This is a genomic window from Variovorax sp. P1_H2, from assembly GCF_056405295.1.
On sequence record NZ_JBFUCJ010000025.1, the window covers coordinates 36544 to 63385 of the forward strand.

General features: G+C 62.7%; 25 protein-coding genes. 1 reads left to right on the forward strand and 24 read right to left on the reverse strand.

What is annotated here, in order from left to right:
* The 23 genes from AC1D2E_RS11575 to sucC all read right to left on the reverse strand — a co-directional run bounded on the left by AC1D2E_RS11575 (window position 1) and on the right by sucC (window position 25223).
* The gene (locus tag AC1D2E_RS11575) at window positions 1-807 is read right to left on the reverse strand and encodes a glycosyltransferase family 2 protein (RefSeq protein WP_478197534.1); all 807 of its coding nucleotides are present in this window, start codon (window positions 805-807) and stop codon (window positions 1-3) included.
* Between the two features lie 45 nt (window positions 808-852).
* Window positions 853-2109, reverse strand: coding sequence for a lipopolysaccharide biosynthesis protein (locus AC1D2E_RS11580; RefSeq protein ID WP_478197535.1), 1257 nt, complete (start codon window positions 2107-2109; stop codon window positions 853-855).
* Between the two features lie 116 nt (window positions 2110-2225).
* Complete coding sequence (locus AC1D2E_RS11585; RefSeq protein ID WP_478197536.1) at window positions 2226-3551, reverse strand: DUF4910 domain-containing protein; 1326 nt, start codon at window positions 3549-3551, stop codon at window positions 2226-2228.
* Window positions 3535-4320 carry an AAC(3) family N-acetyltransferase gene (locus tag AC1D2E_RS11590; protein ID WP_478197537.1) on the reverse strand — a complete coding sequence of 262 codons (786 nt, stop codon included), beginning with the start codon at window positions 4318-4320 and terminating at the stop codon, window positions 3535-3537. The genes AC1D2E_RS11585 and AC1D2E_RS11590 overlap by 17 nt, the downstream gene beginning before the upstream one ends.
* Window positions 4321-4356: 36 nt before the next feature.
* The gene (locus tag AC1D2E_RS11595; protein WP_478197538.1) at window positions 4357-5937 is read right to left on the reverse strand and encodes a hypothetical protein; all 1581 of its coding nucleotides are present in this window, start codon (window positions 5935-5937) and stop codon (window positions 4357-4359) included.
* On the reverse strand, window positions 5934-6989 hold the full coding sequence (gene pseI, locus AC1D2E_RS11600; protein WP_478197539.1) for a pseudaminic acid synthase: 1056 nt from the start codon (window positions 6987-6989) through the stop codon (window positions 5934-5936). Before pseI ends, AC1D2E_RS11595 begins: the two co-directional genes overlap by 4 nt.
* Window positions 6990-6993: 4 nt before the next feature.
* Complete coding sequence (gene pseH / locus AC1D2E_RS11605) at window positions 6994-7521, reverse strand: UDP-4-amino-4,6-dideoxy-N-acetyl-beta-L-altrosamine N-acetyltransferase (RefSeq protein ID WP_478197540.1); 528 nt, start codon at window positions 7519-7521, stop codon at window positions 6994-6996.
* Complete coding sequence (pseG, locus tag AC1D2E_RS11610) at window positions 7514-8656, reverse strand: UDP-2,4-diacetamido-2,4,6-trideoxy-beta-L-altropyranose hydrolase (RefSeq protein ID WP_478197541.1); 1143 nt, start codon at window positions 8654-8656, stop codon at window positions 7514-7516. The genes pseH and pseG overlap by 8 nt, the downstream gene beginning before the upstream one ends.
* Window positions 8623-9315 carry a pseudaminic acid cytidylyltransferase gene (gene pseF, locus AC1D2E_RS11615; RefSeq protein ID WP_478197542.1) on the reverse strand — a complete coding sequence of 231 codons (693 nt, stop codon included), beginning with the start codon at window positions 9313-9315 and terminating at the stop codon, window positions 8623-8625. Before pseF ends, pseG begins: the two co-directional genes overlap by 34 nt.
* On the reverse strand, window positions 9312-10466 hold the full coding sequence (gene pseC / locus AC1D2E_RS11620) for a UDP-4-amino-4,6-dideoxy-N-acetyl-beta-L-altrosamine transaminase (RefSeq protein ID WP_478197543.1): 1155 nt from the start codon (window positions 10464-10466) through the stop codon (window positions 9312-9314). Before pseC ends, pseF begins: the two co-directional genes overlap by 4 nt.
* Complete coding sequence (gene pseB, locus AC1D2E_RS11625) at window positions 10466-11464, reverse strand: UDP-N-acetylglucosamine 4,6-dehydratase (inverting) (protein ID WP_478197544.1); 999 nt, start codon at window positions 11462-11464, stop codon at window positions 10466-10468. The genes pseC and pseB overlap by 1 nt, the downstream gene beginning before the upstream one ends.
* A 17-nt stretch (window positions 11465-11481) precedes the next feature.
* Complete coding sequence (locus tag AC1D2E_RS11630) at window positions 11482-13452, reverse strand: polysaccharide biosynthesis protein (protein ID WP_478197545.1); 1971 nt, start codon at window positions 13450-13452, stop codon at window positions 11482-11484.
* A 59-nt stretch (window positions 13453-13511) separates the two neighbouring features.
* Window positions 13512-15212: a PglL family O-oligosaccharyltransferase gene (locus tag AC1D2E_RS11635; RefSeq protein WP_478197546.1), complete on the reverse strand. Its 1701-nt coding sequence runs from the start codon at window positions 15210-15212 to the stop codon at window positions 13512-13514.
* Window positions 15213-15344: 132 nt separating this feature from the next.
* Window positions 15345-15845: a pilin gene (locus AC1D2E_RS11640; RefSeq protein ID WP_478197547.1), complete on the reverse strand. Its 501-nt coding sequence runs from the start codon at window positions 15843-15845 to the stop codon at window positions 15345-15347.
* A 204-nt stretch (window positions 15846-16049) separates the two neighbouring features.
* On the reverse strand, window positions 16050-17324 hold the full coding sequence (locus tag AC1D2E_RS11645; RefSeq protein WP_478197548.1) for a type II toxin-antitoxin system HipA family toxin: 1275 nt from the start codon (window positions 17322-17324) through the stop codon (window positions 16050-16052).
* Entirely contained in the window at window positions 17321-17614 is a 294-nt protein-coding gene (locus AC1D2E_RS11650) for a helix-turn-helix domain-containing protein (protein ID WP_478171388.1), read from the reverse strand. Before AC1D2E_RS11650 ends, AC1D2E_RS11645 begins: the two co-directional genes overlap by 4 nt.
* A 50-nt stretch (window positions 17615-17664) precedes the next feature.
* Window positions 17665-18477, reverse strand: a complete 813-nt coding sequence (locus tag AC1D2E_RS11655) for a 3',5'-cyclic-nucleotide phosphodiesterase (RefSeq protein ID WP_478197549.1) — start codon at window positions 18475-18477, stop codon at window positions 17665-17667.
* A gap of 36 nt (window positions 18478-18513) precedes the next feature.
* A complete protein-coding gene (locus AC1D2E_RS11660; RefSeq protein WP_478197550.1) occupies window positions 18514-20781 on the reverse strand; it encodes a CHASE2 domain-containing protein in 2268 nt (755 codons plus the stop codon).
* 39 nt (window positions 20782-20820) lie between these two features.
* Window positions 20821-21474 (reverse strand): FHA domain-containing protein, encoded by a 654-nt coding sequence (locus AC1D2E_RS11665; RefSeq protein ID WP_478197551.1) that lies wholly within the window; start codon window positions 21472-21474, stop codon window positions 20821-20823.
* A gap of 67 nt (window positions 21475-21541) precedes the next feature.
* Window positions 21542-22351 (reverse strand): Stp1/IreP family PP2C-type Ser/Thr phosphatase, encoded by an 810-nt coding sequence (locus AC1D2E_RS11670; protein WP_478197552.1) that lies wholly within the window; start codon window positions 22349-22351, stop codon window positions 21542-21544.
* A gap of 29 nt (window positions 22352-22380) precedes the next feature.
* Window positions 22381-23061 (reverse strand): TerC family protein, encoded by a 681-nt coding sequence (locus AC1D2E_RS11675; protein WP_478197553.1) that lies wholly within the window; start codon window positions 23059-23061, stop codon window positions 22381-22383.
* 94 nt (window positions 23062-23155) lie between these two features.
* A complete protein-coding gene (sucD, locus tag AC1D2E_RS11680; RefSeq protein WP_478197554.1) occupies window positions 23156-24049 on the reverse strand; it encodes a succinate--CoA ligase subunit alpha in 894 nt (297 codons plus the stop codon).
* A gap of 10 nt (window positions 24050-24059) precedes the next feature.
* Window positions 24060-25223, reverse strand: coding sequence for an ADP-forming succinate--CoA ligase subunit beta (gene sucC / locus AC1D2E_RS11685; RefSeq protein ID WP_478171381.1), 1164 nt, complete (start codon window positions 25221-25223; stop codon window positions 24060-24062).
* 182 nt (window positions 25224-25405) lie between these two features.
* Between sucC and argC the strand changes: the two genes are divergently transcribed.
* Window positions 25406-26329: an N-acetyl-gamma-glutamyl-phosphate reductase gene (gene argC, locus AC1D2E_RS11690; protein WP_478197555.1), complete on the forward strand. Its 924-nt coding sequence runs from the start codon at window positions 25406-25408 to the stop codon at window positions 26327-26329.
* 87 nt (window positions 26330-26416) lie between these two features.
* On the opposite strand, the gene AC1D2E_RS11695 is transcribed toward argC, so the two are convergent.
* Window positions 26417-26818, reverse strand: a complete 402-nt coding sequence (locus tag AC1D2E_RS11695; RefSeq protein WP_478197556.1) for a hypothetical protein — start codon at window positions 26816-26818, stop codon at window positions 26417-26419.
* Window positions 26819-26842 lie beyond the last annotated feature (24 nt).

Sequence of the window (26842 nt, forward strand, 5' to 3'; positions counted from 1 at the left end):
CTACAGCATTCTGCGGATCAAGCGCAGATAAATCGATGCAAGGAAGTGAGTAAAGGTGTAGACATAGGCCATCGCGCCCAGGCCCTTGCCCGACTTGAGGCGGTACTTCTTCAACATCGCCAGGTGCCGTCCGATCATCTTCCATTTGTTTCCTGAAATCTGACTGGCCTGCTGTCGATAGAAAACCAGGGGATGAACGATCTTGATGCTGAACGGCATGTCCTCGTGGACACGGATGAAGCAATCGGTGTCCTCGCGCGCCTTGTAGGCCGGGTCTTCGTTGAAGGGGTGCCGCAGCATGAATTCTCGGTGCGCCACGATGCTCGAGGTCGGCGTGCGGTACTTCAACAGCTGTTGCTTCAAGGTGATGCGTTCGACGAGCGGTTCCGGTGGCGCAGGATCGAAAACGATCTGGTCGTCACAGCGAAAATCCCTCATCTGGGTGCTGCACATCAAGGCGCCGTGCGCAGTCAATGCCTGCATCTGCGATTCAAGCTTGCGTGGATGCCAAAGATCGTCGGCATCCAGGAAGGCGACCCACTCGCCATGCGCCGCGACAACGCCCGCATTCCGCGGCGCTGCGGGCGCGCCGGCATTGATCGGCATCCGGATAAGCCTGACGCGAGGGTCGACCTGTCCATAAGTTTCGACGATCGCGGCAGACTCATCCGTCGATTTGTCGTCGACAACAATCAACTCGAAGTTCGAATACGTCTGCGCTAGGACGGAATCCATGGTCTTGCCTATGAACCGGGCCGCGTTGAAGCACGGAACTATGATTGAGACACGGGCTGACGGCGTAGACACAGATATTGTCTTGAGGAAAAGTCGATTGACAAACTTGCAATGAGCTCAGGGATTTGTCGTCCGCCGAGATGCAACTGCGAGCGCCACGTAGGCGAACGATGTCAGCAAGGCGGCCAGCCATGCAAGTTGCCGGAGCGTCGCCGGCTCGCCAGCAAACGGGTGAGCCAGGCTGATCCAGACCAATATGGCGAGCGCTGCCGCACCGAGATTCAGTTTGAGCAGGCGCGCTTCGAACCCCGCGATATGCAGGAAGGTGGACCAAAAGTCGGAAATCCGCAAAACCGCAATCGCTAGAAACAACGGCAGCACCACCAACGCTTCGGCATATTCCGGATACCAGCGTTGGACGCCATAATCCAAAAGATAGCCCATCGGAACGGCTGCTAGGGCGAAGACAACCAGGCTTACGAGCGACGTTCGTAAACACAAGTCCAAGGCGACGCCGCGACCGTACTGCGCAAATCTACGGGCCACCAGCGGATAGAGTGAGGCGTTGATGACAGTCTGAACCGATTGCGAAATGGATAGCACAATCCAGGCGAAAGAGTAGTAAGCGAAGCCTCTCGCACTGAGGCGATCGGACGCTACCCAGCGATCAACATTCAGCATACTGAATCCGACAATCATGACGCCCATGAGCGTCAGCGCGGATTTCCATCGCACCCGGTTCAAGCGACGTATTGCGAGCGAATAAATGAGCGCCGCACCAACGCGTCTGAGTGCGCTTTGGAAGAAGCCCAGCGCCAGCGCGATCGTGAGCAGCGAATCGATCGCGAGTGCCACTACACCCGAACCGGTGCACACGGCCGCGACGACACTCAGGCTTAAGGCTCCAGCCGCGCGAACAAGATTCTGGCCGGCAAAGCGCCGAGCCTCACCGCGGCTACGACTTTCGACCGTCGCGACGAGGAACAATTGATGCGCCAAGCCGTGCAACAAGCCAACGGAAAGGACAGCAGGTGTCATACCGGCGAGCGATAAACCGAGTGAGGCACCCAGCAAGCCTGCGAGACAGCAGAGAAGCGCTATTACGTTGCACTGGGCCGCTCGGACGAGTCCACGCATCTCCTGGCGCCGCACCATGTTGACCGGCCACTCTCGCTGAAGCATTGGCTGCAGCCCCAAGCACCCAAGCATGCAGAACGTACTCGAGACTAGACTGCCGGCGGCGAATTCGGAGAACGCCCGAACATCCAGCACCCGCGCCATCAAGAGCAAGCGCAGCATCATCAAGCCCATGGCCAAGGCAAGCAACGGCACATACCAGAGTTGCCGCAGACGTCGGGGAGTCAGAGTCAGCATTTGGGAATCGCTTTACCAGCGCCCCATGCGTGACAAGTTCAGTCGTAAAGAAGTTGCGCAGTCCTCAACGATCTCTTTTGCAAGAAGGCTCGGCCCCATATATTTCCGCTGAGACATCAAACAGTCTCTGAAAGCAGATCATGCGCCAGCAGCGATTCAGCAATCTCAATCAACTTCGAAATCGGCTCTTGAATGAGATCGGCAATCTCCAGTAGGGTACTTTCTCCATCGCAATACGATAGGAAATTCATCATGGCTTTGACCTGATCTTTGGTTTCCTTTGTGCTTAGCGTCGGATAGAGTCCTCGCTTGCCCAATTGAGGCTCCCCGCGTACCTTTACCTTAAATCTTCGATCATTATTTTCAATTGCTTGAACGGCCTTCTGAAGCGCGGCGAAACCTCCAGCCAGTCCGCCAGGAGTCACCACGCTTAGATTGTCCAGAGAAGTATGATATTCGGGGTATTCGCCGTATTTAGTTCGCATGATCGTCGCTATTGGCAAATCCACACCAGGCGCACAATATTGTCGCTCGTCGCTTCCTCGATCAAGCCATGTGTATCGTTTAAACGATGAGTCAATGTGCCCAAGCACATGCTTGGCCGCGCGATCTGACAATGTGTTCCCCGCGCGCGAAGGCAAATATGAATAGGATCGATCATCGCCGATGCACGTTATGTTAAATCCCGCAATCACATTTTGCCTCAGGTGATCAATATTTCGACTTAGATATACGATTGATCCTATGGTCTCCGGAATGAAAATTATTCGATAGGTGTACTTTCGATTTTCTAGCAACAATAGCCACCGAGCTAGCGCCGTTGTCACAACCGGACCCGAAAGCTCATTGTTGGCCATGGAGGGATGGCAAATGTAAGTCGACAGCAAGACTTCTTGAGCGCTACGACCTGGAAGGACTAATTCGGCGTAGTTGAGGACTCCCGGCTTTAATTCAGAATCGATTACTGCTTTGTAACGGCCACGATTGAGGCGCTTTCGCTGATCATGGCTCAAACAGAAACCCCAGCGGCGAGCATAGTAAGATGTGATATAGGGAATGGCATCTGGCTGGTCAGGCAAAGAATGGAGGTGGACATCGAGTTCGTCCAATTCAAACCACCCATCTACCGCTTCGGAATATCCAATTACATGCAAATTGTTTTCTCTGAAATCTACAATTCTTCGACCAGACTCGTCCGCGATATATGCATCACGAATCACCCATTCGTCGGGAACGGTCCAATCAAAGCACTGCATTCCTGATGGAACTTCGTGAACAGTGAAGCCCGGCATAAAATTGCCGAGGCATGCTAGCGTTTCTCGAACGCCTGCTCCAGTCAAGCTCCGGCAAATAGGAAATAGGAGAGCTGCAAGCTCATAGCAAAACTCGCCAACATCCGAGTCGGCTCGAATGTGAGGAAGAGGATCAATTTCTAATTTCATACAGAACTCCTTCAGCCTCACCTTCCCTCAACACTGCTGAAACCTCATCAAAGAGTCTCGGGGCTGAAATAACTCGGAGGCCAGCCCCCTCCATTGGCCGAAAACCCGTGTAAAGCCTTTTTTCCCACAAAATCTTAGCCATGGGTTCTACGTAAGTGTTCACGCCAGCCGCGATGTCGCGCACAAAGACGCCGTAGGTTTGAGTGGTCTCGACTCCTTTTTCGTCGATATATGGACCAGTGAATTTCTTGTGATAGCGATATGACGCATTCATGGATTCTTCGACATAGTGATAGAAGGTCATGCTATTCTGGTCCGGAAGATCAATCACTCCAATCTTTCCTCTCAGACGATGAAGAAGCCCAAATGGCGAGTCGTATCCGTAGCCGCTGAAATTGTTTAATCCCTTGAATAACGCAGCATTGCCTCCTATCACTGCAAATGAATATATAGGATGTCCGGTGCGAATCGAGCCTGGCCAAAGGCGACCTAATTCTGTAATCGCCCCCATGTGGCTTGCTGAATTTCGAATATCAAAGGCGATACCCTTTGTAAAATCAAAATTGAACAGTGGCAACAAGAGAGTTCCGGACTCTCCCAGCGCGCGCAGAAAGCTTTCCAAAACGAGACGCGGATTCACCTCCTCACCCAACCTTGCAAATCTTCGAAGAAGTCGAGAGATGTTGCTGTGAATTAAGAGCGTATCTCCCTCATCCACACCTGCTGCACGCCAATCTCGAGCAAGTTGACTAATGACTCTGTCGTTCATGATGAAGGGATTCCTGAGTCGCATCTCTTAGTTGGATCAACGGTCGCCAACGGGCATCCAACGACGGATGTCATCGAGATGGCGAAACATCAACCTGCGCCGCATCTGCTCACGCGACGCCACTGTGTCAGGCTCCAGCGCATCGATCAGGCCTTGCCAGTCACGCAATTCGATTCGGCGCAGCACCTCGTCTTCGGCATCTGTGTCATCAGCGTATTCCTCATCATCTGCGCGGAGTTCACCCCCGCTCAACATGTCGATGAAGCGCTGCGGATCGGCGCTCATGTCATACCTGAAACGAGTTGTCGCCTCGGCGCGGACGAACCGGGTGTATTGGGGCACGCGATTCACCATCGCGTAGGCAAATCGAAGCGTCAGGCGCGAGATGGATTCCCGCCGCCGAGCCCGCTCGGTCCCTTCGAGTTCAGCATGCAGTCGAAGGTCAGCCAGTTGCTGTGGCAACACGACGGCGTCGCGGAAACCGGCCTCCTGATAGATCGAGGGCGCGATTCCAATCACTTGCTTGCCGAGCGCACCGGCCTCCAGTGCGGCACTTCCGTTGGCCACGATGATCGCATCACATTGCTCTATCAGGCCGAGCGTACTCGTGGCATCGGTGCTGGAGATCGCGTGAATGCCGCGGCGCCCAGCCCACTCCGTATAGTGACGCTCTGAGTACTCACCGCCCTTTCGACCGATCTTCTCACCCCAGTTCGGGTGGCATCGCAGCACCAGATCGCGCGGCTCCAGGCCCAGGTGATCGATCAGTGCGTCGTACGCCACCAGCGGGTCGGTCCAGCCTGTCTCCCAGTCAGGATGACCCCAGACCTCGTTGCGGCTGCTCGGGACGAGCAAGATCTTGTGCAGCCCACCTGGCACTGGCCATGCCGCCGAGGTGGCGCCGACGTTGTAGGCCCGCCATTCCTTGGCGTTCTGACGCAGGAAGCGCCGGGCCACATAAGACGCGGCCTGCACCGCCTGTCGACGGCTCAGCGGCAGTTCGCGCCAGCGCCCGATCAAGCGGTGCACGCTACCGAGCCCAAGGCAGGTCTCCTCGGGATAGAGCTGAAGCCCATCGCCGAACCAGGTACGCTCGAGGCTGACAACGCGCACGCCGAGCGATCTCGCGGCTTCGTAGATGGCGCGAGTCGCGTCCATCCGGCCGTTGAATACGCAGACGGCGTCGAGTCGCTGGTCGCATATCCAGGCCCGCGCTGCCTGATAGCTCAATTGCACCGCCGGGTGAAGGCGATCCGCGATGGCCCTGAATTCAGGGCTGCCGTAGTCAGCATCGGACTCGAAGCGGCCCAGCGTGCTAGCACTCGAGTGCGTCCACTCGGGCTGCGCCGGCGCAGAGTCGCGCGATGCACTCTCGCCGATCGAAGTGACGTTGCTCCGCGTGTACGAACGAATGCCTCCAGCCCGGCATTGCAGGCACTCTTGCCACGCGGGCCGGTCGCGCAGCTCGCGGGTGTAGCAAGTGGGAAGGTCGCCATCACAGGTCAGAAAGAAGGCTTTGTGTCCCGCCTTCTCGGCAAGCCGGGCCAGGAAGTACGCATGTTCGACATGTGGGCGCCACGAGTAGATCGTCGCGAAGCCAATGCGCAGCGGTTTCATGCCAGCAAATCCCACGACACCGGTGTCGCATAGTCGACGTCCTTGCCAACGACTCGGCCGACGACCTGTTCCAGGAACTTCGGCGCGAGGCCATACCCAGGTCGCACGCTGCGCACGCAGTCAGCGGTCACCGTCTCGCCAGCCTTGAGCGCCTTGACGAAATACAGCGAGCGTCGGAACTTCACGTTGGCCTCCTCACTGGTCTTGCGGCCATAGTCGACGCGGCCGAGTGCCTCCCACGCGGTGCGGCTGTCGCGGCACAGTGCCTGCAGTTCAGACGGCTCAAGCGAGAAGCTGTCGTCGGGACCGCCGCCGCTTCGGTCCAGCGTGAAGTGCTTCTCGACGATCGCTGCGCCCAACGCGATGCTCGCTACTGCCGTGGCGTTGTCCAATGTGTGGTCGGATAGCCCGACGACCACCCCGAAGCGCTTTCGCATGTCGGTGAGCGTGTGGAGGTTGTAGTCTGCCGCGGGCGCTGGATAGCCACTGACGCAATGAAGCAGAGCAATCTCCCTGCTGCCGCCTGATCGAGCGGCTTCGACGGCCTCTCCAATCTCATCGACGTCTGCCATGCCGGTCGAGATGATCATCGGCTTGCCGGTGCTTGCGACGTATCGGATCAGAGCCAAATCTACTGCTTCGAACGAGGCAATCTTGTAGGCTGGCGCACCCAGGCTCTCGAGCAGATCGACCGCAGTCGTATCGAATGGCGAGCTGAAGATCGTGATGTCGCGCTTGCGTGCGTGCTCGAACAACGCGGCATGCCAGTCCCACGGCATGTGCGCCTCTTCGTACAGGTCGTATAGCGTACGGCCATCCCACAGGCCGCCTCGAATCTTGAACTGCTCTGCGTCACTGCTCAATGTGATTGTGTCGGGCCGGTAAGTCTGCAGCTTGACCGCGGAGGCCCCGGCCGCCTTCGCCGCATCGATGATTCGCAGCGCGGTCTCCAGCTTGCCGTTGTGATTGGCCGAAAGCTCGGCGATGACGTAGGGCCGCGCGTCGATCGCGATGCGCCTGCCAGCGATGGCTATGCTTGGATTTTGAGACATGGCGTCACCCTCCCCAAGCCGAAGACCATTCATGTTCGAGCAAGCCGAAGCACACCACCGCGTGGTAGCGCTGGCCGTCGAAATGCTGATCGCGGAGGACTCCCTCCTGACGGAAGCCCATGGCCGCGTGGAAGCCGATGGAGCGCTGGTTGTAGGCAAGCGCGCGTCCGCAAACCTTGTGCAACGCGAGGGCGTCAAAGGCATGGTCGAGCGCACGGCGACCCATGGCGCGACCGGTGCCCTTAGGTGCTTCAGGGGCAACATAGAAGCCCCAGTCGGCGACGGTCGGATGGTCGCTAGCGGTCAGGCCGACGAAGCCCAGCGCCAGACCATCCTTTTCGTAAATCAGCAGATGACGGCTTGGATCACGCGCGCTGCGTTCGAACCACTCCATGTGCTCCTCTAGACCGATTTCGTGCTGCGTAAACATGTTGCGTCGAACATCGGGGTGGTTGCGCCACTCAAGCACCATGGTCACGTCCGAGCCGGTCATCGGACGGATACGCCCCATTGTGGGATTGTTGTCAGACATCGAGAGCCACCATTTCCGCTATCACGCGCGCGACGCCACGGCCGTCGGTGATCCGGCTCGCCGCATCAGCCACCTCGCCGAATTCAGCACCACGGATGAGTCGACTCAAGACGCCGTGAAGGCTGTGCTCTACCGAATTCGCATCACCGAGCAGCGCGGCGGCACCGCTGGCCTCGAGCGCCCGCGCGCCTGGGATCTGATTATCGGCCAGCACCACCAGCAGTGCGGGCAACCCAAGACAGCAGCGCTCCCACGCCGTGCCACCAGCGGCGCCGATCGCCAGGTCGCTATCGGCCATACGCTGCGCCATGTCGTCGACATCGACGAACACTTCGGTCGGCCAAGGCATGCGCGCAGCCTGCTTGCGCACACTCTCGAGCCAGGGCGCAAAAGGCCCCATGACGACGCTGATCCGGCACGCCGGCGGCAGGTCGCAACGCTGCAGCGCGTGAAGCACTGATCCGGTGGCGTTCAGTTGGTCAACTCCGCCCATCGTGATCAGTAGATGCCTGAGCACCGGCTCGGCGCGGCGCGGCAGGCTAGTTTCGCGAAGCGCGGCGAATTCCTGACGCAGCAGGGCGAATCGAGGCCCCGCAAGGACGCGACACTCCGGCGGCACCCACCTCTCATAGTCCGAGGCTTGGCGACCGAGGTTCTGGTCGAGCAGTAGTTCGCAACGGTGCGCTCTGTCGGCAAGGTCGTCGATCGCCAGCATGCGTGCGGCATTGGCGTGCAGCTCTGCTTCCCAGCCCGCATCGAGCGCGTAGTGGTCGACAACGATCCAGTCGGGTCGATGGCCCCCCAGCGCAACGATGGTTTGCCGCGCGTCAGTCTGCCAGTCACAGCCCAGCCACCCCGCGTACGTCGCCCCACCGGACAGCGCCGCCGATGTCAACGGGTCCAACGGCAGGGTTGCGACTTCGTGCCCTTGGCGGTCAATGTGCTCCAGAAGGTTTCCGGGGTGGGCACGGCAGACAAAGCGGCAATGCGCCCCCTGCTCTTTCAGCGCCGCCGCCAACGCCAGGCATCGCATCACATGACCGTTGCCGATCTGCAGCGATGCGTCGGCACGGAAGACGACGGTTGCGCCAGCGAGTCCCTTCATGTCGCCGCCTTCAGGGCCTTGAACATCCATTCGGCACGCATCCAGTCGTCCGGCGTGTCGATGTCCTGCACCCGGTGCGGGGCCAGTACCACTGCCGCGGAGTCCGGACCGAATAGCGTCTCAGCCGAACGCCACGCTGACGCCAACCCCCAGTAGAACTGGCCGGCGTCGTAGTAGGCCTCCTCGAGATCCTGCGAGCGGGTCTTGAAATGCTCGGGGTTGAACATCGATACACGGCCTGCGCCGTCGATACGAATCGCGCGCTGGATCGGAGCCGGGTACTTCGCGACCGAGAAGGCGAACTCACTGCCGCGACGCTCGAGCACGTCGAGGCCGCGCTTGACGTCGTCGGCCATGAGAAATGGCGCCGTCGCGTAGATGCAGCACACAAGGGTGGGGGTCTCGCCCGTGGCTGACTGCCAGTCGACCGCGTGGCACACGACCGGGATCGTGCCGGCATGGTCGTCGGATAGCTCCGGCGGGCGCACGAATGGCACCTCGGCGCCCGCATCACGGGCGACCCGCGCGATCTCGGCATCGTCGGTGGAGACGATCACGCGGTCGAAGCAGCCGCTGTCGCGCGCCGCAGCGATCGACCAGGCAATGATCGGCTTGCCGCAGAACAGCTTGATGTTCTTGCGCGGGATTCGCTTGCTGCCACCGCGCGCGGGAATGACGGCCAATCTCATGGGTGCAAGGCCTCGTGCAACGCATCGACCACTTGATCCTGCTGGTCCTCGATGAGGGTCGCGTACATCGGCAGGCTGATCGCCTCGGCGTAGTAGCGCTCGGCCTCGGAAAAGGTACCGTTCACGCAGCCAAGCCGCTGGTAGTACGGTTGCCTGTACACGGGGATGTAGTGCACGTTGACGCCGATATCCTGAGCGCGAAGAGCGTCGAACACGCCCCGACGCCGAGTCGCATCGACACGAACCACGTACAGGTGCAGTCCCGAATAGCAGTCCGGATGCTGCCACGGCGTCGTCAGCGGCAGTTCAGCGAGTCGCTCGTCGTAGCGGCGCGCCAATTCGTGGCGCCGGCGTACATAGTCGTGCAACCGCGTCGCCTGGCTGAGGCCGAGTGCCGCCTGCAATTCGGTCATGCGGTAATTGAAGCCCAGCTCGATCTGCTCGTAATACCAGGGACCGTCCGGCTCGCGGCTCATCCGCGCCGGGTCGCGCGTCATGCCATGGCTTCGGAACAGCGCCATGCGCTCGGCGAGCTGCGCATCGTTCGTCAGGGCCATTCCGCCTTCGGCGCTGGTGATGATCTTCACTGGATGGAAGCTGAACACCACGATGTCGCTGAAACGGCAATTGCCGATCGGCAGACCCTGGTAGCGGCCACCTACTGCATGCGAAGCGTCTTCGATGATGCGAAAACCGTACTCGCGACTGAGCGCCTGAATCGCGGCCATATCGCAGCTCTGCCCCGCGAGATGAACGGGAACGACGATCTTGGGCAGGCGGTTCGCAATTCGGGCCTGCTCCAGCTTGCGGGCAAGCGCCTCTGGCGAAAGGTTGTAGGTGCGCGGGTCGATATCCACGAAGTCGACCTTGGCGCCGCAATAGAGGGCGCAGTTGGCGGACGCCAAAAATGTGATCGGGCTAGTCCAGAGCCAGTCGCCTGGGCCCAACCCAAGCGCCAGGCAGGCGATATGCAGTGCGGAGGTCGCGCTGTTGACCGCCAGAGCATGGCTGGCGCCGCAAGCGCTAGCCAGTTCAAGCTCGAAGCGCGGCACGACCGGGCCCTGCGTCAACCAGTCCGACTGCAACACCGACGTGACAGCCGCGACGTCGTCAGCTATGACGTCCTGCCGACCGTACGGAATATGCGACATCAGATGTTCCCGATCCGGTGTTGATTGGTCCGGATCCAGGATTGCAACGCGTCAACTGTCATCCACTCCGGATTGTTGTCACTCGCGTAGACGAATCCTTCGGCCACCTTGGTGCCATTCTTGATGCGAGTCGGATCAATGCTCCAATTGTGGATGGCAGGAAGAACCTTGAAGTGTTCTGTGTATTCGTACGTGTAAAAGGCGTCCTCGGCGCTGATCATCTGCTCGTGGAGTTTCTCGCCAGGACGGATGCCGATCACCTCCAGCCTCGCATCCGGAGCGACTGCCCGGGCGATATCGGTGACAGTGATGGACGGAATTTTCTTGACGTAGATCTCTCCGCCTTCCATGTCGGCGAAGGCATGCCACACGAGTTCGACCCCCTGCTCCAAGGAAATCATGAAGCGGGTCATCCGTTCGTCCGTGATGGGCAGGACTCCCTTATCCTTGATTGACATGAAAAACGGGATGACAGAGCCACGCGAGCCCATGACATTGCCGTATCGAACAACGGCAAAACGCGTATCGTGCGCACCAGCGTACGAGTTCCCCGCCACAAACAGCTTGTCGGAGGCCAGCTTCGTTGCACCGTAAAGGTTGATTGGACTGCTGGCTTTGTCGGTGGACAGGGCTACAGCGCGCTTGACCCCCTTGTCGATGCAGGCATCGATCACGTTCATCGCGCCGTTGATATTGGTCTTCACGCACTCGAAAGGGTTGTATTCGGCGGTGGGAACTATCTTGGTTGCGGCCGCGTGCACGACATAGTCCACGCCATCCAGCGCACGATACAGTCGCTCGCGATCACGCACGTCGCCAATAAAAAATCGAACCCGGGGATCACCCTCGTACTTCTTTGCCATCTCCCATTGCTTCATCTCGTCGCGGGAGTAGATGATTACTTTTTTTGGGTTGTACCTCGCCAGAGTCATCGCGACGAATTTGTGTCCGAATGAACCTGTGCCACCAGTGACAAGAATTGATTTTTGGGAGAGCATTTCTTCTTGCCTTCAGATCATGAGCGCGACAAAAGACATTCGATAACCTTCTCATCTCCAGCGCTTTCTTTTGTTTGAGAGAATGCGCTCTGACGATTGGATTTGCGTTCCGGGAGGTAGCCTGGCACCAGCAACTGCAGCATGTTTGACATCGCATCCTCATTGTCGCTGCCGGCGGYGCCGAGCAATATCTGCAAATGGCCTTCGAGATCGGTCCATGGCATGAAGTCTTCACGCGCGCGAATGATACGGGGGTGGTCGGTCGGCAGTGGGTTTTCCCCAATGAGCAGTTCCTCGAACAGCTTCTCCCCGGGGCGCAGTCCCGCGATCTTGATGTGAATATCTCCTTTCGGGCGTTGCTCATCGCGCACGGTCAACCCCGACAATGCAATCATCCGCTTGGCCAGGTCGAGGATTTTGATCGGTGCTCCCATGTCCAGCACAAAGAGGTCGCCGCCCTCGGCGATCGCCCCCGCGTGCAAGACCAGTTGCGCAGCCTCCGGAATCGTCATGAAGTAGCGGGTAACTTCCGGATGCGTGATGGTGAGCGGCCCGCCTTCAGCGATCTGAGAGCGAAACAACGGCACGACGCTGCCGCTCGAGCCCAGCACATTGCCGAAGCGCACCATCGAGAAGCAGGTCGCGTGCGTGCTCGCACCTTGACCGAACGGATGTCCGTCGCAAGCGGCGAGAGACTGGAGCACGAGTTCGGCCACGCGCTTGCTGGCGCCCATGACATTGGTAGGTCGAACGGCCTTGTCCGTGGAGATCAGCACAAAGCGCTCGGCGGCCGCCTCGATCGCCGCGCGCGCCATGTTCAATGTACCGAGCACATTGTTGACGACGCCGGCGCCGGGATTGACCTCGACCAAAGGCACGTGCTTGTAGGCCGCCGCGTGATAGACGACTTCAGGCCGGTGCTTGCGGCAGATGGCGGAGATGCGTTCGAAATTGCAGACATCGGCCAGCAGCGGCAGCAGATGGACATCCGCCGCGTCGCGCTTGATCAGCGATGCCAGTTCCTGGTGAATTCGATAGAGCGCGAATTCGCTGTGTTCGACCAGAATCAGCTGACTCGGCCCGATGTTCGCGATCTGGCGGCATAGCTCGCTGCCGATGCTGCCGCCGGCGCCGGTCACCAAGACCACCTTTCGGGCCAGGGTCCGCGCCAGCAGCTCCGGCCGTGGCGCTACGGGTTCACGCCCGAGCAAATCTTCCACGTCGAGGTCGCGAAAGTCGTCGACCGTGACGCGACCACTCGCAAGATCCGCCAGACCGGGGAGCGAGCGGATCCGAACCGGCAGGGACTGCAGCTGCCCGATGATCTGATTGCGTCGCTCACGACTCGCGCTCGGCAAGGCCAGCAGGATGTCGCTGACCGCGAGCCGCCCGACGACATCGGGCGCCTGCGACGCGGGAAAGACCGGCACGCCGTTGATGCTCCCTCCGGATTTGCCGGGGTCGTCATCCAGGAATCCCAACAGCGCATATTGGCGCGTGTTGGCAAGGGCCGCGGCGGTCTGCGCGCCGGCGCTCCCCGCGCCGTAGATGAGCAGACGACTGCCCGCGCTATCGGTTCTTGCCGCCAGCCAATGCCAGGCCAGCGTCCGGCTCGAACTGACGAGCAGCAAGAAGATAAGCGGCTGAAGAATGATGAGGCTGCGTGGAATACCGCCACGGTGGTACAGCCACCACACGAAGGGTGCAAGCATCAGCCCGTAGACGCTTACAGCCTTGCCGGTGGTCAGGATCGCCGCAATGCCCGTGTAGCGAAAGATGGCCCGGTACAAGCCGAACTTCACGAAGACAGGGATCGCCAGCAATGGCGCGATCACATACACGGCCCATTCCACGCCCTCGGGTTGGTGCCACGTGTCCAGCCGGATGGTGAACGCAAGCCAGGTCGCAAGAAGCGCCAAGCACAGGTCAAGGCAAACGACCACGAGGCGCTTGCGGAATCGGGACCAGTGAAGAATCGTTTCTTGCATTTGAACTCAGCTGTACTCGCGGCGGCGGCACGTTCGCACTCGGCTGCGATCAGTGCGCTTCACGTCCCGCCAATGGCGGGCAATTTGACATTGCGGAATTCCGGATACTTTTCCTCGCTGTCCGACCGCCACTCGTCGATCGCCTTGCGGCACACGTTGGGCAATTGAATCTTGCAAAGCTTCGCAAGCGCGACGCCTGCCGCCCTGGGTTCGCCATTGAGGGCCAATGCTTCCGCATATTTGAAGGTGGTCCCGGCCCAGCCGTAGCGCTCGGCAACATGGCGCATCCAATCCAACTGCTCCGTCGCCATGCCCCTCGTCGGTGTAGTTTGCGCGAAGCGCGCCCGCGCTTGAAGTTGAGTCAAGACGATTGTGTGCGGCGGTGGCTCCGCCTTGACGTCGCCGATGCGCGACTGCTCGAACCGAATCTGGCGCCACTCCTCTTCCAACTGGATGTACTCGGCGCTCACCGTCACGAACATCACCAACACGGCCAGACCGGCGAGGCCCAGGATCGGCCGGGGTAGGCTGAAGCGCATCCACCGGGTGCCCTCGACACCCGCGACTCCGTTCACGGCCCCCATGAAGAATCCGACAGGGAGCAGGAAATAGGCATAGGCAAGGGGGTACTCGACCATCGCATGACAGAAGACGATCGCCACCGCCAGCAGCACGCACCAAGACAGCGGATCACGACATGCCACAACCCGCCTCGCGAGCCACAGGAACAGGCCGGCGGCCACGGCAAGAGCGACGGGCAACCCGCTCCACAACGCAATGTCGAGAATCAGGTTATGCGCGGAATCGAAGTAATAGCGCGTAGCGGGAAATTCGAGCGCTGTGGCCTGTTGAGCCAGCGAGACCTGGTTCCAGCCGTAGCCCACCCAGGGCGATCGGAGCATGGCCTCGGCCATCGATTGCCACAAAGTCAATCGCAGATTTTCACCCATTCGCTCCGCCATCGACGAGGCGTTGGGAAGCAACATGATCCTGTTCAGCGCCGGCCAGCCCCATACCGTCAATGCAAACCCAGCGGTGATCGCCGACAGTGCCAGCGGTGTAGTTCGGAGAGACACGCGCCGACGCATGAGCCAATAGGCGGGCCAGGCAATGGCAAGCGCCAGCAGCGGCGTGCGTGACTGCGTCATGCCTATGCCGAAAGCGAGCACGAGCGCCGAGGCCATGGCAACGGGGCCACGAAGTGCCCGGCTTTCGTAGAGGAAGGCCGCGCCGGCGAGCCCGAGCATCAAAAGGGTCGCCAGCTGATTCGGTTGGGAGAGGTTCGCGTAGGGTCGGTCTCCGGGTTTCAACTCGATGATGAAGAGCCCAAGAAGCTGCAGGTCGAGCCACTGATGAATCGCGATTCCCACTGAAATCAATGCGACGACCACGAGGGCCGTCCACATGGGCTCGAGCCGAGCCAGTGAATCCGAGCCGTCAGTACGGGCTCGGACAAAACGCGCGCCGGCGAGGACCGCGAATGAAAAACCCATCAGGTAGAGCCATGCCATCCAGGCGTCGCCGGCGAAAGTGATCTGCCCCGAGGCGACCTGCATCAAGGGCACGAGAGACAGCATGGCGACGCCGATGGCCACTGCGGGGAGCGGCCCGCGTTGCCACAGCGCCCAAAGCATTAAAGGGATCAGCGCCACCCCTGCTAGCAGGTCGGAGTGAAACGACCCCCACGGGGGATAGTGATTGGGAAGCAGGTACGCCAGCGGCAGCAGAAGACTTCCAAAGGCGAACAGCCGTTCTCGCACGTTCACTCCAGTCACAGGTCGACGACGGTCTATCCAAAAGAAGAAAGCGGCGCGTCTCACAACGCGCCGCTTTCGCTTGCCCCAATTCGGCTCAATAACGAACCCATTGAGCCAAGACTTTGGGGAGGGCTATCACCCGCGGCACGAACCCGGCAGGTACCTCACAGGCGTACCACTGGCAGAGGCAGGACCGCAGACCCACTTGAACACGGTCTTGCCCACGTCGCCATTCAGCAGTGCCACCGTGTCCGACGTATAAGGCGTCAGATTGATGACGGTGCTCGCCGCACCGCCAAGGTCCGCGGCTGCGGACAAAGTGATGACAATTTGGCCGGCATCGGTCGTATTGATGGTACTCACATACTTGGTTCCAGAACCAGCAGTAGTCTGTTCGCAGCCCCACTTATCGGCGGCAGGGAGTGCGGTACTCGCGGTGCTCTGAACCGTTTCCGTGATGCTCGTACGGCAAGCCGACGCCGCCAGAATGCCTTCAGAGACCTTTGCACGGATCGTGTAGTCCTGATACGCCGGCAGCGCCACAGCAGCCAAGATACCGATGATCGCCACGACGATCATCAATTCAATCAGGGTGAAACCCTTTTGCACGTTGCGTCCGATGGAACGACGGTTCATTTGCTTACTCCAGGTTGTTGAGAAGGGCCCGAGGCGGGCCCTCGGTGCGCTCATGTAACCGCAGCATCTGTGCCACCCCGGCTTCACCTTCCGCAACCCCGATTTCCTGCGTATTTGTTCACGTTCTAGTTACAACACGTGACGAAATCTGTTGCGCGAGACCGACGGAGGCTGACATTTTTGTCACCCCCCTGCCAACCCGCGTCATACCCGCGGCTCCCGGGCCGACGAACTCCCTGCCCGGTCCACGCGCATCCACGCCCGCGCCCCATCCCACACGGCGGTCATGCGCTCCAGCATCGCCAACGGCACCGCCGGATGCGGGGCGGCCAGGGCGGCGCTCATCGCCTCGCAGCTGTGCTCGATCACCGCGCCCGGATGATGGACGCCGCAGACATCGCGGCCGAAGGCCTCGAGCTCGGCCCGGTTCGGGTAGCTGCGGGCCGGGGATTTGTCGCCGCTGCGGCCGCCTCGCCGCCACTTGAGCGCCAGGGTGTGGTCGACGGTCTCGATGCCGCCCGGCCGCTCGTAGGCATAGAGCACGGTGCTCACCTGGTCGTACACCGGGCTGGGCCAGACCCGGTCGTCGTCGTACAGCACGGCGAAATTCTTGAGGTGGGCGTCGCCGTTTCGCAGCAGCACCGTCAGCACCAGCAGCTTGAAGAACTGGTGCAAGGCCGGCGCGGGTTCGCTGCACACCAGGCGCAGGGCTGCGGCCACGTCCTCGTAGCTGCCGATGTACTTGCGGCTGGACAGGCGCTCCCGCACGCGCAGTTGCATGACCGCCGCGATGTCCTCGAAGCCGAGGCGGCTGCCGTCGGGCAGGATGTCGAAGCGGTCGAGCACCAGCAGCTTGCCGTCGGCCGAGAGGTCGGCGCGCGGCACGGGCAGCCCGGCGTGGCGCGCGGCTTCCAGGCACAGCCACTCGTTGGCGCTGAGGCCGGGGTAGCGCGGCCCCTCGGCCTTGACGATGACGTTGGGGCCGGGCACCACGGCCTTGTCGGCCACCGGCACCATGATCTTGGGCTGGACGCCGGCCAGGCCGGTGCCCGGGCCCATGAAGGCGTCGACCAGCTCCTCGAACAAGGCTTCGCTGCGCCCGCCGGCGAGCAGGTCGTCTCGCGAGACCAGGCCGGCGGCCCCCGCGCCCAGCGGCGCTTCGCCGGGCATCTGGTACGCCACGCGGCCGATGGCTCCGGCGCCCATCAGGGCCAGCAGGTGCATCTTGGTGACCTGGAACTTGCCGAAACGCGCCAGGATGCGCTCGAACAGATAGCCCTCGGGAAGGTTCATGTCGAGGGCGGCAAAAAGGTCGCCGTCCTGGAACACGCGGTCGGCGATCGGAAGGCCCAGGCCGACCTGGTGGCGCGCCTGCGCTTCATAGACCAGCGAATAGATCGATTGCTTGGTGAGCAGGGCCTGCGGCTGGCCATGAACGGCGAGCTGCAGATCCCGCAGTTTTTCGGGCAACTCCGTCATGTTTCGTCGGGCTCTTGCAGGTGAGCGAAGGCCCGCGCCAGGTCGGCCGCGCGCAGCGGGCCGGGCTCGCGCGGATCCAGGCTCAGCGCCAGGCCGAGCGGCGCGAGCATGGCGAGCAACGAGGCCAGGGAGACATCTTTTCCGGCCTCGAGCCGGTAAACCGGCATGCGCGAAAGGCCGGCACGCTCGCCCAAGGCGGCCTGGGAAAGCTTCTTGCGGCGGCGCGCGCTGCGAATGGTCGCGCCGACCTCGGACAGCGAAGAGATTGACGCGGCGGCTTTGCTATCCATGCGTTGCATTATTCCTGATGGGAGAGAAAATGCAACGCATAGGTAGCAAACTAGATCTGCAGCACCTCGTCCGCCTGCAGCCAGCGAATGTCCCACCCGGCCGGGGCCCCGCTGCCCATGGGCGACCCGTCCGCGATGCCGTCGATCTGGCTCATGATCTCGCCCGTCTCGGCCGGCTTGGTATGGGTGATGTAGATCGGGTAGTTGCGCCCCGGCGCGATCTGCGCCAGTTCGTCCGCCAGCGTGGCCGGCGACAGGTGCAGGCTGCGCTGCGCCAGCGCCTGCTCCCGGTTGCTGAAGGCCGTCTCGATCACCAGCATCGCCACATCCAGCTGGTTCACGCGCGCCCAGAAGGGCGCGTTGCGTTCGGTATCGCCGCTGAACACCCAGTTCGCCCCCCCCTGCGCGCTGCGCACGGCGAAGCCGCAGGCCGGCACCGTGTGCACGGCCGGCAAGACCTCGACGTGCTTCAGCGCCCGGGTTCCCAGCTGCAGTTGCTGGCCGACGACCAGGTCGTGGAAACTCACGAACGGCGCCTCCCGGCTCGGGATGCTCGCGAAATCGGGCCAGATGACGTTGTTGAACACGTGGGCGCGCAGCGCCTCGATGGTCGCGCGCAGCGCATGCACGCGCAGCGGCCGGGTGCGGCGGCTGGCGATGGCATCGATCATCAGCGGCAGGGCGGCGACGTGGTCGAGGTGCGAATGCGTCAGCACCACATCGTCGATCGCGGCCATCTCGTCCAGGGTGAGGTCGCCGACACCCGTGCCGGCATCGACCAGCAGGTCGCAATCGACCAGGAAGGAGGTCGTGCGGCAGCCCTTGGAGATGGCGCCGGAGCACCCCAACACACGCACCTGCATTTCGCGAGACCTTTTGACTTTCCAGCCCGCAGGCCGCTACTTCGAATCGAACCGGGTTGCGCCGTCCCACTCAGGGTCCTCGGACTGCAATGACATCGAGGCTAAACGCTGCGCGTACAGCTGGTAAAGGACTTTTTTGGCATCCGCGGCGACAAGAGGCGCCAGCATCGTCTGTCCTTGTAACCAATCCTGTCTGCGGTACGCCGAAAGCACTCCATCCCAGCGCTGAAGTTCCGCCCGGATCGCCGCGCTGGCACTTTGGATTCTCGCAACGGGCGTAAAGATCCGCACCGTCCGGGCCTTTCCCTGGACCCGCACCGCGTCGAGCTCCTGCCAGACGAAGCCGGGCGCCGCGCGCTGGGTCGCGGCACTGGCGACGATCTCAACCCCATAGTGCACGCCCAGGCCCTCGAGCCGCGACGCCAGGTTGACCGCATCGCCGACCACGGTGTAGCTGCGGCGCACGGCCGAGCCCATGTCGCCGACGCTCATCACGCCGGTGTTGATGCCGATGCCGACCTGGATCCGCGGCAGGCCGCCCGCTTGCCGCCTGTCGTTCAGTTCCTGCACCGCGGCGACCATCTCGACGGCCGCCCGGACGGCCAGTTCGGCGTGGTCGGCGGCCTCGACCGGGGCGCCCCAGAAGGCCATCACGCAGTCGCCCATGTATTTGTCGACCGTGCCGCGGTGGGCGCTGATGATCTCGCTCAGCCGGCTGAAGAAGATGTTCAGGAAGGCCTGCAAGTCGGCCGGCGCCATCTGCTCGGCCAGCCGCGTGAAGCCGCGCATGTCGCAGAACATCACGGTGAGTTCCTTGCTTTCGGCACGCATGCTGTAGCGCCCCGGGTCGGCCCGCATCTCGTCCACCAGTTGCGGCGGCACGTAGGTGCCGAAGAGCTTGGCCAGCCCGCGGCTCGAACGGGCCTCGATGAAGTAGCCCCAGCTCATGTTGAGCACGAAGGACAGCGCGACCATCACCAGGGAAGCGGCCAGCGGCAGCACCAGGCCGGCGCCGAGGTAGAGCCAGCTGTTGAGCCCGACCAGCACCGCGCAGATCAGCAGCGCCACCCCGACCGCGCGCGGCGCAGCGCTCAGCGAGAGGCCGAAGGCCAGCGCCAGGCCGGCCGCCAGCAGCATGACCAGTTCGTAGCCCAGCGAATAGTCGGGAACGGCCAGGATCCTCGAATCCAGGAGCCCGGAGACGATGTTGGCATGCACTTCGACACCTGGGAAGCCGGCCCCGACCGGGGTCGATCGCAGGTCCTGCAGGCCCGGTGCGGTCGAGCCGACGAGCACGATCTTGTCCTTCAGCTCGCCGGGCGCCAATGCGCCCCGGATCACTTCCGATGCGGAAACGTGGCGGAAGGAGCCGCCCCGCGGACCGCCGGGGCCGCGGAACGGCACCAGCACGCTGGCCGTGCCATCGACCGGAACCCGCAGGCGCATTTCCCCGGCCGACAAGGCCAGCGCCTCCAGGGGCGGCGGATCGGCTCCCGGCGCGGCCGGGGCGAGCACCGGCGCCAGCGCCGTGTCGCCGAGCGCCAGGCGGTGGACCACCAGCGCCAGCGATTCGTAGTAGCCGGGCCGCGCGTTGTTCCCCTCGTAGCGCGCGATCAACGGCACGGAGCGCACCACGCCATCCACGCTCCCGTCGAGCACCACGTTCAGGAAGCCGCCGGCGGGTGCCGCCTCGGCCAGCAGCGGAAGGCTGCCGACGAAACCGTTCCAGCGGGTCGTGTACGACCGGCCCTCGGGGAAGGCGCCGGCCGGCAGCACCGGGGCCGGCAACCGGCCCTTGGCGCGGGGCTCCGCGGTCTGGGTGAAATAGAAGCCGAGCGCCACCCGCCGGCCGGCGAGCGTCTTCGCGAAGGCCGCGTCGCGGTCGAGCAGGGGCGCGAGCCGCTCGATCTCCTCGGCGAAACCGGCCCGGTCCCGCAAGGGCCCGGTCGCGAGCTGGCGCAGCGTGTCGAGCCCCGAACCGGCATCGGGCTCGACGAACAGCACGTCGAACCCGAGCACCCGGGCCTGCTGGCGCTCCATGATCTCGGTGGTGAGTCGGGCTAGCTGGTCGCGGCCCCAGGGCCATTGCCCGAGTCGCTGCAGGCTCGGGTCGTCGATGTCGACGATGACGATGCGCGGGTCGAGCGTGCCCGGCAGCGTCGCGCGCAGCCGCACGTCGTAGATGAAGCGGTCGAGCCGGTCGAGAAAGGGCAGCTGCCAGCCGCCCAGCACATGCACCAGGGCCAGCAGCACGGGCAGCAGCGTGATCGCGATGCGGGCGCCATGGCGTCGCAACACATTCATCGCCCCGGCCTCCGGGCCAGCAGCAGGCTCAGGGCGCGGTCAGCTGATGACGAACTGCATCCGCGTGCCGCCGAGTTCGAGCACGTCGCCGTCCTGCAGCGCCACGGCCTCGCTGCCGAGCGGCTCGCCGTTGAGCTGCGTCTCGCCGTCGATCGGCGCCACCACGTAGCCGTGCAGCCGGCGCGTGATCGCGGCGACCGCCAGGCCGGGCTTGCCGACGGTGGTGACGACCTTCTGCAGCGACAGCTCTCGCCCGGTCGCGGAACCGCTGAGCACCCGCATGACCGCCGCACCGGCCGTGCCGCCGCCGAGCGGCGACTGGACCGTGGGTTCGGACGACAGGGAAACCGGCCCCGAAGGCGCCGCCGCGGTCCGGACCGGCAGCAGGCTCTCGGTCGCCGCGGTGTTGCCGGCCAGGAAGCGGATCTTGTACTTGCCGACCTCGATGACGTCGTTCTGCTCGAGCGCCTGCTTCTTGATGGCGCGGCCATTGACGTAGGTGCCGTTGGTGCTGTTGAGATCTTCCAGGTAGACATCGCCGCCGATCATGTGCAGCACGGCGTGCTCGCCGCTGATCGCGAGATTGTCGACCACGATGTCGTTGTAGGGCCGGCGACCCAGCGTGGTCCGGTCCTTGGCGAGCGTGACGTCCTTGATCACGACGCCGTCGATCGAGACGATCAATTTCGGCATGGCCGACTCCTGGATCTCGTTTTCTTGTTCACAGCGGGGCCCTTGCAGCACAGGCTTCAATGCCTTTTCAGCCAGTCGCCTCGGGGGCCTTGGTCCCACCCGCCCGGGCCAGGACAACCGAAATGTTATCCCGGCCGCCATTGTCGTTCGCAGTTGCAACCAAAAGTGTTGCTTTCTCTGCTAAGTCGCCGTTTTGTAACAAAATCGTGAAAATCTGCGCGTTCGACACCATCTCGGACAGCCCGTCCGAACACAGCAGGAACAGGTCGCCGGGCATCACGCCGTGCTCGTGCATTTCGAGGTCGACATGGCGCTCGATGCCGAGCGCGCGGGTCACCAGGTTGCGATGCGGCGACTGGGCGGCCTGCTCGGGCGTGATGGCGCCGGCGTCGAGCTGCTCCTGCAGCAGCGAATGGTCGCGCGTGAGCAATTCGAGCTTGTCGCCGCGCAGGCGGTAGCAGCGCGAGTCGCCGATGTGGCCGACGATGGCGCGCTGCGGCCCGAAGGCGGCCAGCACCAGGGTGGTCCCCATGCCCTGAAGCTGCACGTTGGCGATACCGGCTTCGAGGATGGCCGCGTTGGCCTCGTCGATGCCGGCCTGCAGCGCGCGCTTGACCGCTCTCGGGTGCGCCTGCGGCCCCGCATGGGCGAGCCAGCGGCCGAAACTGGCCTGCAGCAGCGCGATCGCCATGCCGCTGGCCACCTCGCCGCCGTTGTAGCCGCCCATGCCGTCGGCCAGCAGCACCAGCCCGAGCGATGGCTCGAAGGCGATCGTGTCCTCGTTGTTGGCGCGGACCCGACCCGGATCGGTGAGCGCGGCGAAATCCCAGGTCGGCACGCCGGGATCGCTGGAAACTGAAGTGCCGGGATTCGCCATGGATCAGGAAGTGGGTGGGGGGCTGCCGCTCAATCGGGAGCGTGGGAGCGCTTCTGGAGCCATCTTCCCACGGCCACCACGAACGCCGCCCCGGCCGCTGCAGCCGCATAGTGCAGCCAGGGGTTGGCCGTGAGCATATCGCGCAGGATGGTATCGCTGACGATGGTCTCGCCGGCCACCCAGCCGATCAGCGCCGCGCCGAGCATCACGATGATCGGGAAGCGCTCCATCAGCTTGATCATCAGGGTGCTGCCGAAGATCACCAGCGGGATGCTGATCGCCAGGCCGAGGATCAGCAGCACCATGCTGCCCTGCGCCGCCGCGGCCACCGCGATCACGTTGTCCAGGCTCATGACCAGGTCGGCCAGCAGGATGGTGCGGACCGCGGCCAGCATGCTGCCGTACTCCTTGTCCTCGCCCTCGCCGTCCTCCTCGCCGCTGAGCAGCTGGGTGCCGATCCAGAGCAGCAGCAGGCCGCCGATGATCTGCAGGTAGGGCAGCGCCAGCAGCTTGGCCGCGACGACCGTCAGGATGATCCGCAGCACCACCGCCGCACCGGAGCCGAACAGCACGGCCGTGCGCTGCTGCTGGGGCGGCAGCGAGCGGGCGGCCATCGCGATCACGACCGCGTTGTCGCCCGAAAGAATGATGTTGATCCAGACGATCTTGAGCAGACCGATCCAGAAGTCCGTGGTTTGGAGGAAGTCCATGTCTCTTTAGTCCACTGTTATTGATTGAAAAGGCGCCCGCAACCTGGTTGCGGGCGCCTTTCTCTTGTGTGGTCGAGCGAGAAGACGAAGCTGCTTACAGCAGTGCCTTGAGGCGCTTCGCGAGCTCCGAGAAGTTGCGCGTGACGGTGAAGCCGCTCTCTTCCATGATGGCCAGCTTGGCATCGGCCGTGTCGGCACCGCCCGAGATCAGCGCGCCGGCGTGGCCCATGCGCTTGCCGGGAGGCGCCGTGACGCCGGCGATGAAACCGACGATCGGCTTCTTCATGCTCTGCTTGCACCAGCGGGCCGCATCGGCCTCGTCGGGACCGCCGATCTCGCCGATCATGATGACCGCGTCGGTGTCGGGATCCTCGTTGAAGGCCTTCATCACGTCGATGTGCTTCAGGCCGTTGATCGGGTCGCCGCCGATGCCGACCGCGCTCGATTGGCCGAGGCCGATCTCGGTGAGCTGGGCCACGGCTTCATAGGTCAGCGTGCCGGAGCGGCTGACCACGCCGATGCGGCCCTTGCGGTGGATGTGGCCGGGCATGATGCCGATCTTGATCTCGTCGGGCGTGATCAGGCCGGGGCAGTTCGGGCCCAGCAGCAGCGTCTTCTTGCCGCCTGCGGCTTCCTTGGCGCGCATCTTGTTGCGCACTTCGAGCATGTCGCGAACCGGGATGCCCTCGGTGATGCAGATCGCCATGTCGAGGTCGGCCTCGACCGCTTCCCAGATGGCGGCGGCGGCGCCGGCCGGCGGCACGTAGATCACCGACACCGTGGCGCCGGTTTCCGAGGCCGCTTCCTTGACCGAAGCGTAGATCGGGATGTTGAAGATCGACTCGCCGGCCTTCTTCGGATTCACGCCGGCCACGAAGCAGTTCTTGCCGTTCGCGTATTCCTGGCACTTTTCCGTGTGGAACTGGCCGGTTTTGCCGGTGATGCCTTGCGTGATGACTTTGGTGTCTTTGTTGATGTAGATCGACATGACTTGTTCCTTACTTGGCGACGGCCGCAACCACTTGTTGAGCCGCTTCGGCCATCGTGTCGGCGCTGATGATGGGCAGGCCCGAATCGGCCAGGAGCTTCTTGCCCTCGACCTCGTTGGTGCCCTTCATGCGCACGACCAGCGGTACTTGCAGGTTCACCGCCTTGCAGGCCGCGATCACGCCGGTGGCGATGGTGTCGCACTTCATGATGCCGCCGAAGATGTTGACCAGGATGGCCTCGACATTCTTGTTCTTCAGCATGATCTTGAAGGCTTCGGTCACCTTCTCGGGGGTGGCGCCGCCGCCGACGTCGAGGAAGTTGGCCGGCTCGCCGCCGAACAGCTTGATGGTGTCCATGGTGGCCATCGCCAGGCCGGCGCCGTTCACCAGGCAGCCGATGTTGCCGTCGAGGCTGATGTAGGCGAGGTCGAACTTGCTGGCTTCGACTTCGGCCGCGTCTTCTTCGTCGAGGTCGCGCAGCGCCACGATCTCGGGGTGGCGGAACAGCGCATTGCTGTCGAAGTTGAACTTGGCGTCGAGGGCGACGATGTTGCCCTTGCCGTCGCGGTTGAGCGGATTGATCTCGACCAGCGAGGCATCCGTTTCCATGTAGCAGGTGTAGAGCTTCTTGAAGACGTCCACGGCCTGGGCCGTGGAGTCGGCCGGGATGCCGATGGCATCCGAGATCTTCCTGGCCTGTGCATCGCCGAGGCCGGTCAGCGGGTCGACGAATTCGGTGACGATCTTCTCGGGCGTGGAGTGGGCCACTTCCTCGATGTCCATGCCGCCTTCGCTGGAGGCGATGAAGGCCACCTTCTGGGTCGCGCGGTCGGTCACGACCGAGACGTAGTATTCCTTCTGGATGTCGGCGCCGTCCTCGATGTAGAGGCGGCGGACCTTCTGGCCCTCGGGGCCGGTCTGGTGCGTCTTGAGCTGCATGCCGAGGATCTCGCCGGCCAGCTTCTTGACGTCTTCGATCGACTTGGCGACCTTGACGCCGCCGCCCTTGCCGCGGCCGCCCGCGTGGATCTGGGCCTTGACCACCCAGACCGGGCCGCCAAGCTTCTGGGCGGCCTCGACCGCCTCCTGAACTGTGTACGCCGGGATGCCGCGGGGTACGGGCACGCCGAACTTGGCAAGAATTTCCTTGCCTTGGTACTCGTGAATCTTCATGAGGGTGTCTCTCGGAACGGGGTTTGGAGAACAGGAGAATGTGGCTGTTGCCCACGGGCCACGGCGCCTGGGGGGGCGGGGGCGGCGGACAGCAGAGGACTGTATCATGGTGCGCCGCACCAACAATTGACCCACTTTTGTGGTCAATACGTATTTACTCCCAAGGCACACGAGGCTTGCACATGCCCAAGGTCTTCATCGATGGCGAGGCCGGAACCACCGGTCTCCAGATCCGCGAGCGGCTTCAGACGATGCCGCAGATCGAACTCGTGAGCATCGCGCCCGAACTCCGAAAGGACATCGCCGCCAAGCGCGCGCTGATGGCCGGCGTCGATCTGGTCGTGTTGTGCCTGCATGACGACGCGGCACGCGAATCCGTGGCGCTGATCGACCAGCTCGAAGGCCGCCGCCCGAAGATCATCGACGCCTCGACCGCGCACCGCACCGCGGCCGGCTGGGTGTTCGGCTTCCCCGAACTGGCCGCGGGACACGCGGACGCGGTCGCCGGGGCCGAGCGCGTCGCCAACCCCGGCTGCTATGCGACCGGCGCCATCGCGATCGTCCGCCCGCTGGTCGATGCCGGCCTGCTGCCGCCGGACTTCCCGATCRCCCTGCCCTCGGTCAGCGGCTATTCGGGCGGCGGCCGGACCATGATCGAGGCCTACGAGAAGGGCGAGGCGCCGCTGTTCGAGACCTACGCGCTGGGGCTCAAGCACAAGCACATCCCCGAGATCATGAAGTACACCGGCCTCACCCGCCGCCCGGTCTTCATTCCTTCGGTGGGCAACTTCAAGCAGGGCATGCTGGTTCAGCTGCCGCTGCACCTGGACGACCTGCCCGACCGCCCGACGGCCGCGCACCTGCACGACGCGCTGGCCGCGCACTACGCCAAGAGCAACACGCCCGAGCAGTTCGTGAAGGTGCTGCCGCCGACGCCGGACGGCAAGATCGACGCGCTGGCGCTCAACGACACCAACCTGCTGGAGATCCGCGTGTTCCCGAACGAGGACCATCGGCATGCGGTGGTGATTGCGCGGCTGGACAACCTGGGCAAGGGCGCGAGCGGGGCGGCGGTGCAGAATTTGAAGTTGATGTTGGGAATCTGAATCGCTTTGCCTGCTGGCTGCTGGTGGCCAGGGCAACCGACGCGCAAGCGAAGCGAGGCCTGTGTCCTTTCTCCCCGCGCGTTTCCTTCATTTCGAACATGCGTGAGGGGGTAAAGGCGCCATCATCAACTCGGTACGCTGGAAGCTCTCGCCGAGTGTTGGCTTGTCTGCATAAACGTGGCTGCCGACGATGATCTCCGCCTTGGAGTAATTCGTTCGCCGAAAGTAGTCGGCCACGACCTCGGCGCGCTGCGCGGCGAGCTTCTTCGGATTTGTCTCTTCTGCCTGGGCGATACCCGCAATTTGCAGGAAATCGTGATTCGGAAATCTGAGCCGGTTCTGGATATCCCAATCGGCGAGACGCAAGACTTCCAATGACTTGAGCTCCCAGGAATCCCGATCGAAGTGAATGTCGATATTCTGCCCAGGAGAACAGGCTTGGACATGACTGATTCMGAGGACGGCCAGAAGAAGTACCAGAGCTTTCATCTATTCGGCGTCCATGACATATCC

What these genes read in the sequence shown, in the direction of transcription:
- AC1D2E_RS11580 (WP_478197535.1), bottom strand. Translation starts at nt 2,109, where the DNA reads ATGCTGACTCTGACTCCCCGACGTCTGCGGCAACTCTGGTATGTGCCG.
- AC1D2E_RS11585 (WP_478197536.1), bottom strand. Translation starts at nt 3,551, where the DNA reads ATGAAATTAGAAATTGATCCTCTTCCTCACATTCGAGCCGACTCGGAT.
- AC1D2E_RS11590 (WP_478197537.1), bottom strand. Translation starts at nt 4,320, where the DNA reads ATGAACGACAGAGTCATTAGTCAACTTGCTCGAGATTGGCGTGCAGCA.
- AC1D2E_RS11595 (WP_478197538.1), bottom strand. Translation starts at nt 5,937, where the DNA reads ATGAAACCGCTGCGCATTGGCTTCGCGACGATCTACTCGTGGCGCCCA.
- pseI (WP_478197539.1), bottom strand. Translation starts at nt 6,989, where the DNA reads ATGTCTCAAAATCCAAGCATAGCCATCGCTGGCAGGCGCATCGCGATC.
- pseH (WP_478197540.1), bottom strand. Translation starts at nt 7,521, where the DNA reads ATGTCTGACAACAATCCCACAATGGGGCGTATCCGTCCGATGACCGGC.
- pseG (WP_478197541.1), bottom strand. Translation starts at nt 8,656, where the DNA reads ATGGATGTTCAAGGCCCTGAAGGCGGCGACATGAAGGGACTCGCTGGC.
- pseF (WP_478197542.1), bottom strand. Translation starts at nt 9,315, where the DNA reads ATGAGATTGGCCGTCATTCCCGCGCGCGGTGGCAGCAAGCGAATCCCG.
- pseC (WP_478197543.1), bottom strand. Translation starts at nt 10,466, where the DNA reads ATGTCGCATATTCCGTACGGTCGGCAGGACGTCATAGCTGACGACGTC.
- pseB (WP_478197544.1), bottom strand. Translation starts at nt 11,464, where the DNA reads ATGCTCTCCCAAAAATCAATTCTTGTCACTGGTGGCACAGGTTCATTC.
- AC1D2E_RS11640 (WP_478197547.1), bottom strand. Translation starts at nt 15,845, where the DNA reads ATGAACCGTCGTTCCATCGGACGCAACGTGCAAAAGGGTTTCACCCTG.
- AC1D2E_RS11645 (WP_478197548.1), bottom strand. Translation starts at nt 17,324, where the DNA reads ATGACGGAGTTGCCCGAAAAACTGCGGGATCTGCAGCTCGCCGTTCAT.
- AC1D2E_RS11650 (WP_478171388.1), bottom strand. Translation starts at nt 17,614, where the DNA reads ATGGATAGCAAAGCCGCCGCGTCAATCTCTTCGCTGTCCGAGGTCGGC.
- AC1D2E_RS11655 (WP_478197549.1), bottom strand. Translation starts at nt 18,477, where the DNA reads ATGCAGGTGCGTGTGTTGGGGTGCTCCGGCGCCATCTCCAAGGGCTGC.
- AC1D2E_RS11660 (WP_478197550.1), bottom strand. Translation starts at nt 20,781, where the DNA reads ATGAATGTGTTGCGACGCCATGGCGCCCGCATCGCGATCACGCTGCTG.
- AC1D2E_RS11665 (WP_478197551.1), bottom strand. Translation starts at nt 21,474, where the DNA reads ATGCCGAAATTGATCGTCTCGATCGACGGCGTCGTGATCAAGGACGTC.
- AC1D2E_RS11670 (WP_478197552.1), bottom strand. Translation starts at nt 22,351, where the DNA reads ATGGCGAATCCCGGCACTTCAGTTTCCAGCGATCCCGGCGTGCCGACC.
- AC1D2E_RS11675 (WP_478197553.1), bottom strand. Translation starts at nt 23,061, where the DNA reads ATGGACTTCCTCCAAACCACGGACTTCTGGATCGGTCTGCTCAAGATC.
- sucD (WP_478197554.1), bottom strand. Translation starts at nt 24,049, where the DNA reads ATGTCGATCTACATCAACAAAGACACCAAAGTCATCACGCAAGGCATC.
- sucC (WP_478171381.1), bottom strand. Translation starts at nt 25,223, where the DNA reads ATGAAGATTCACGAGTACCAAGGCAAGGAAATTCTTGCCAAGTTCGGC.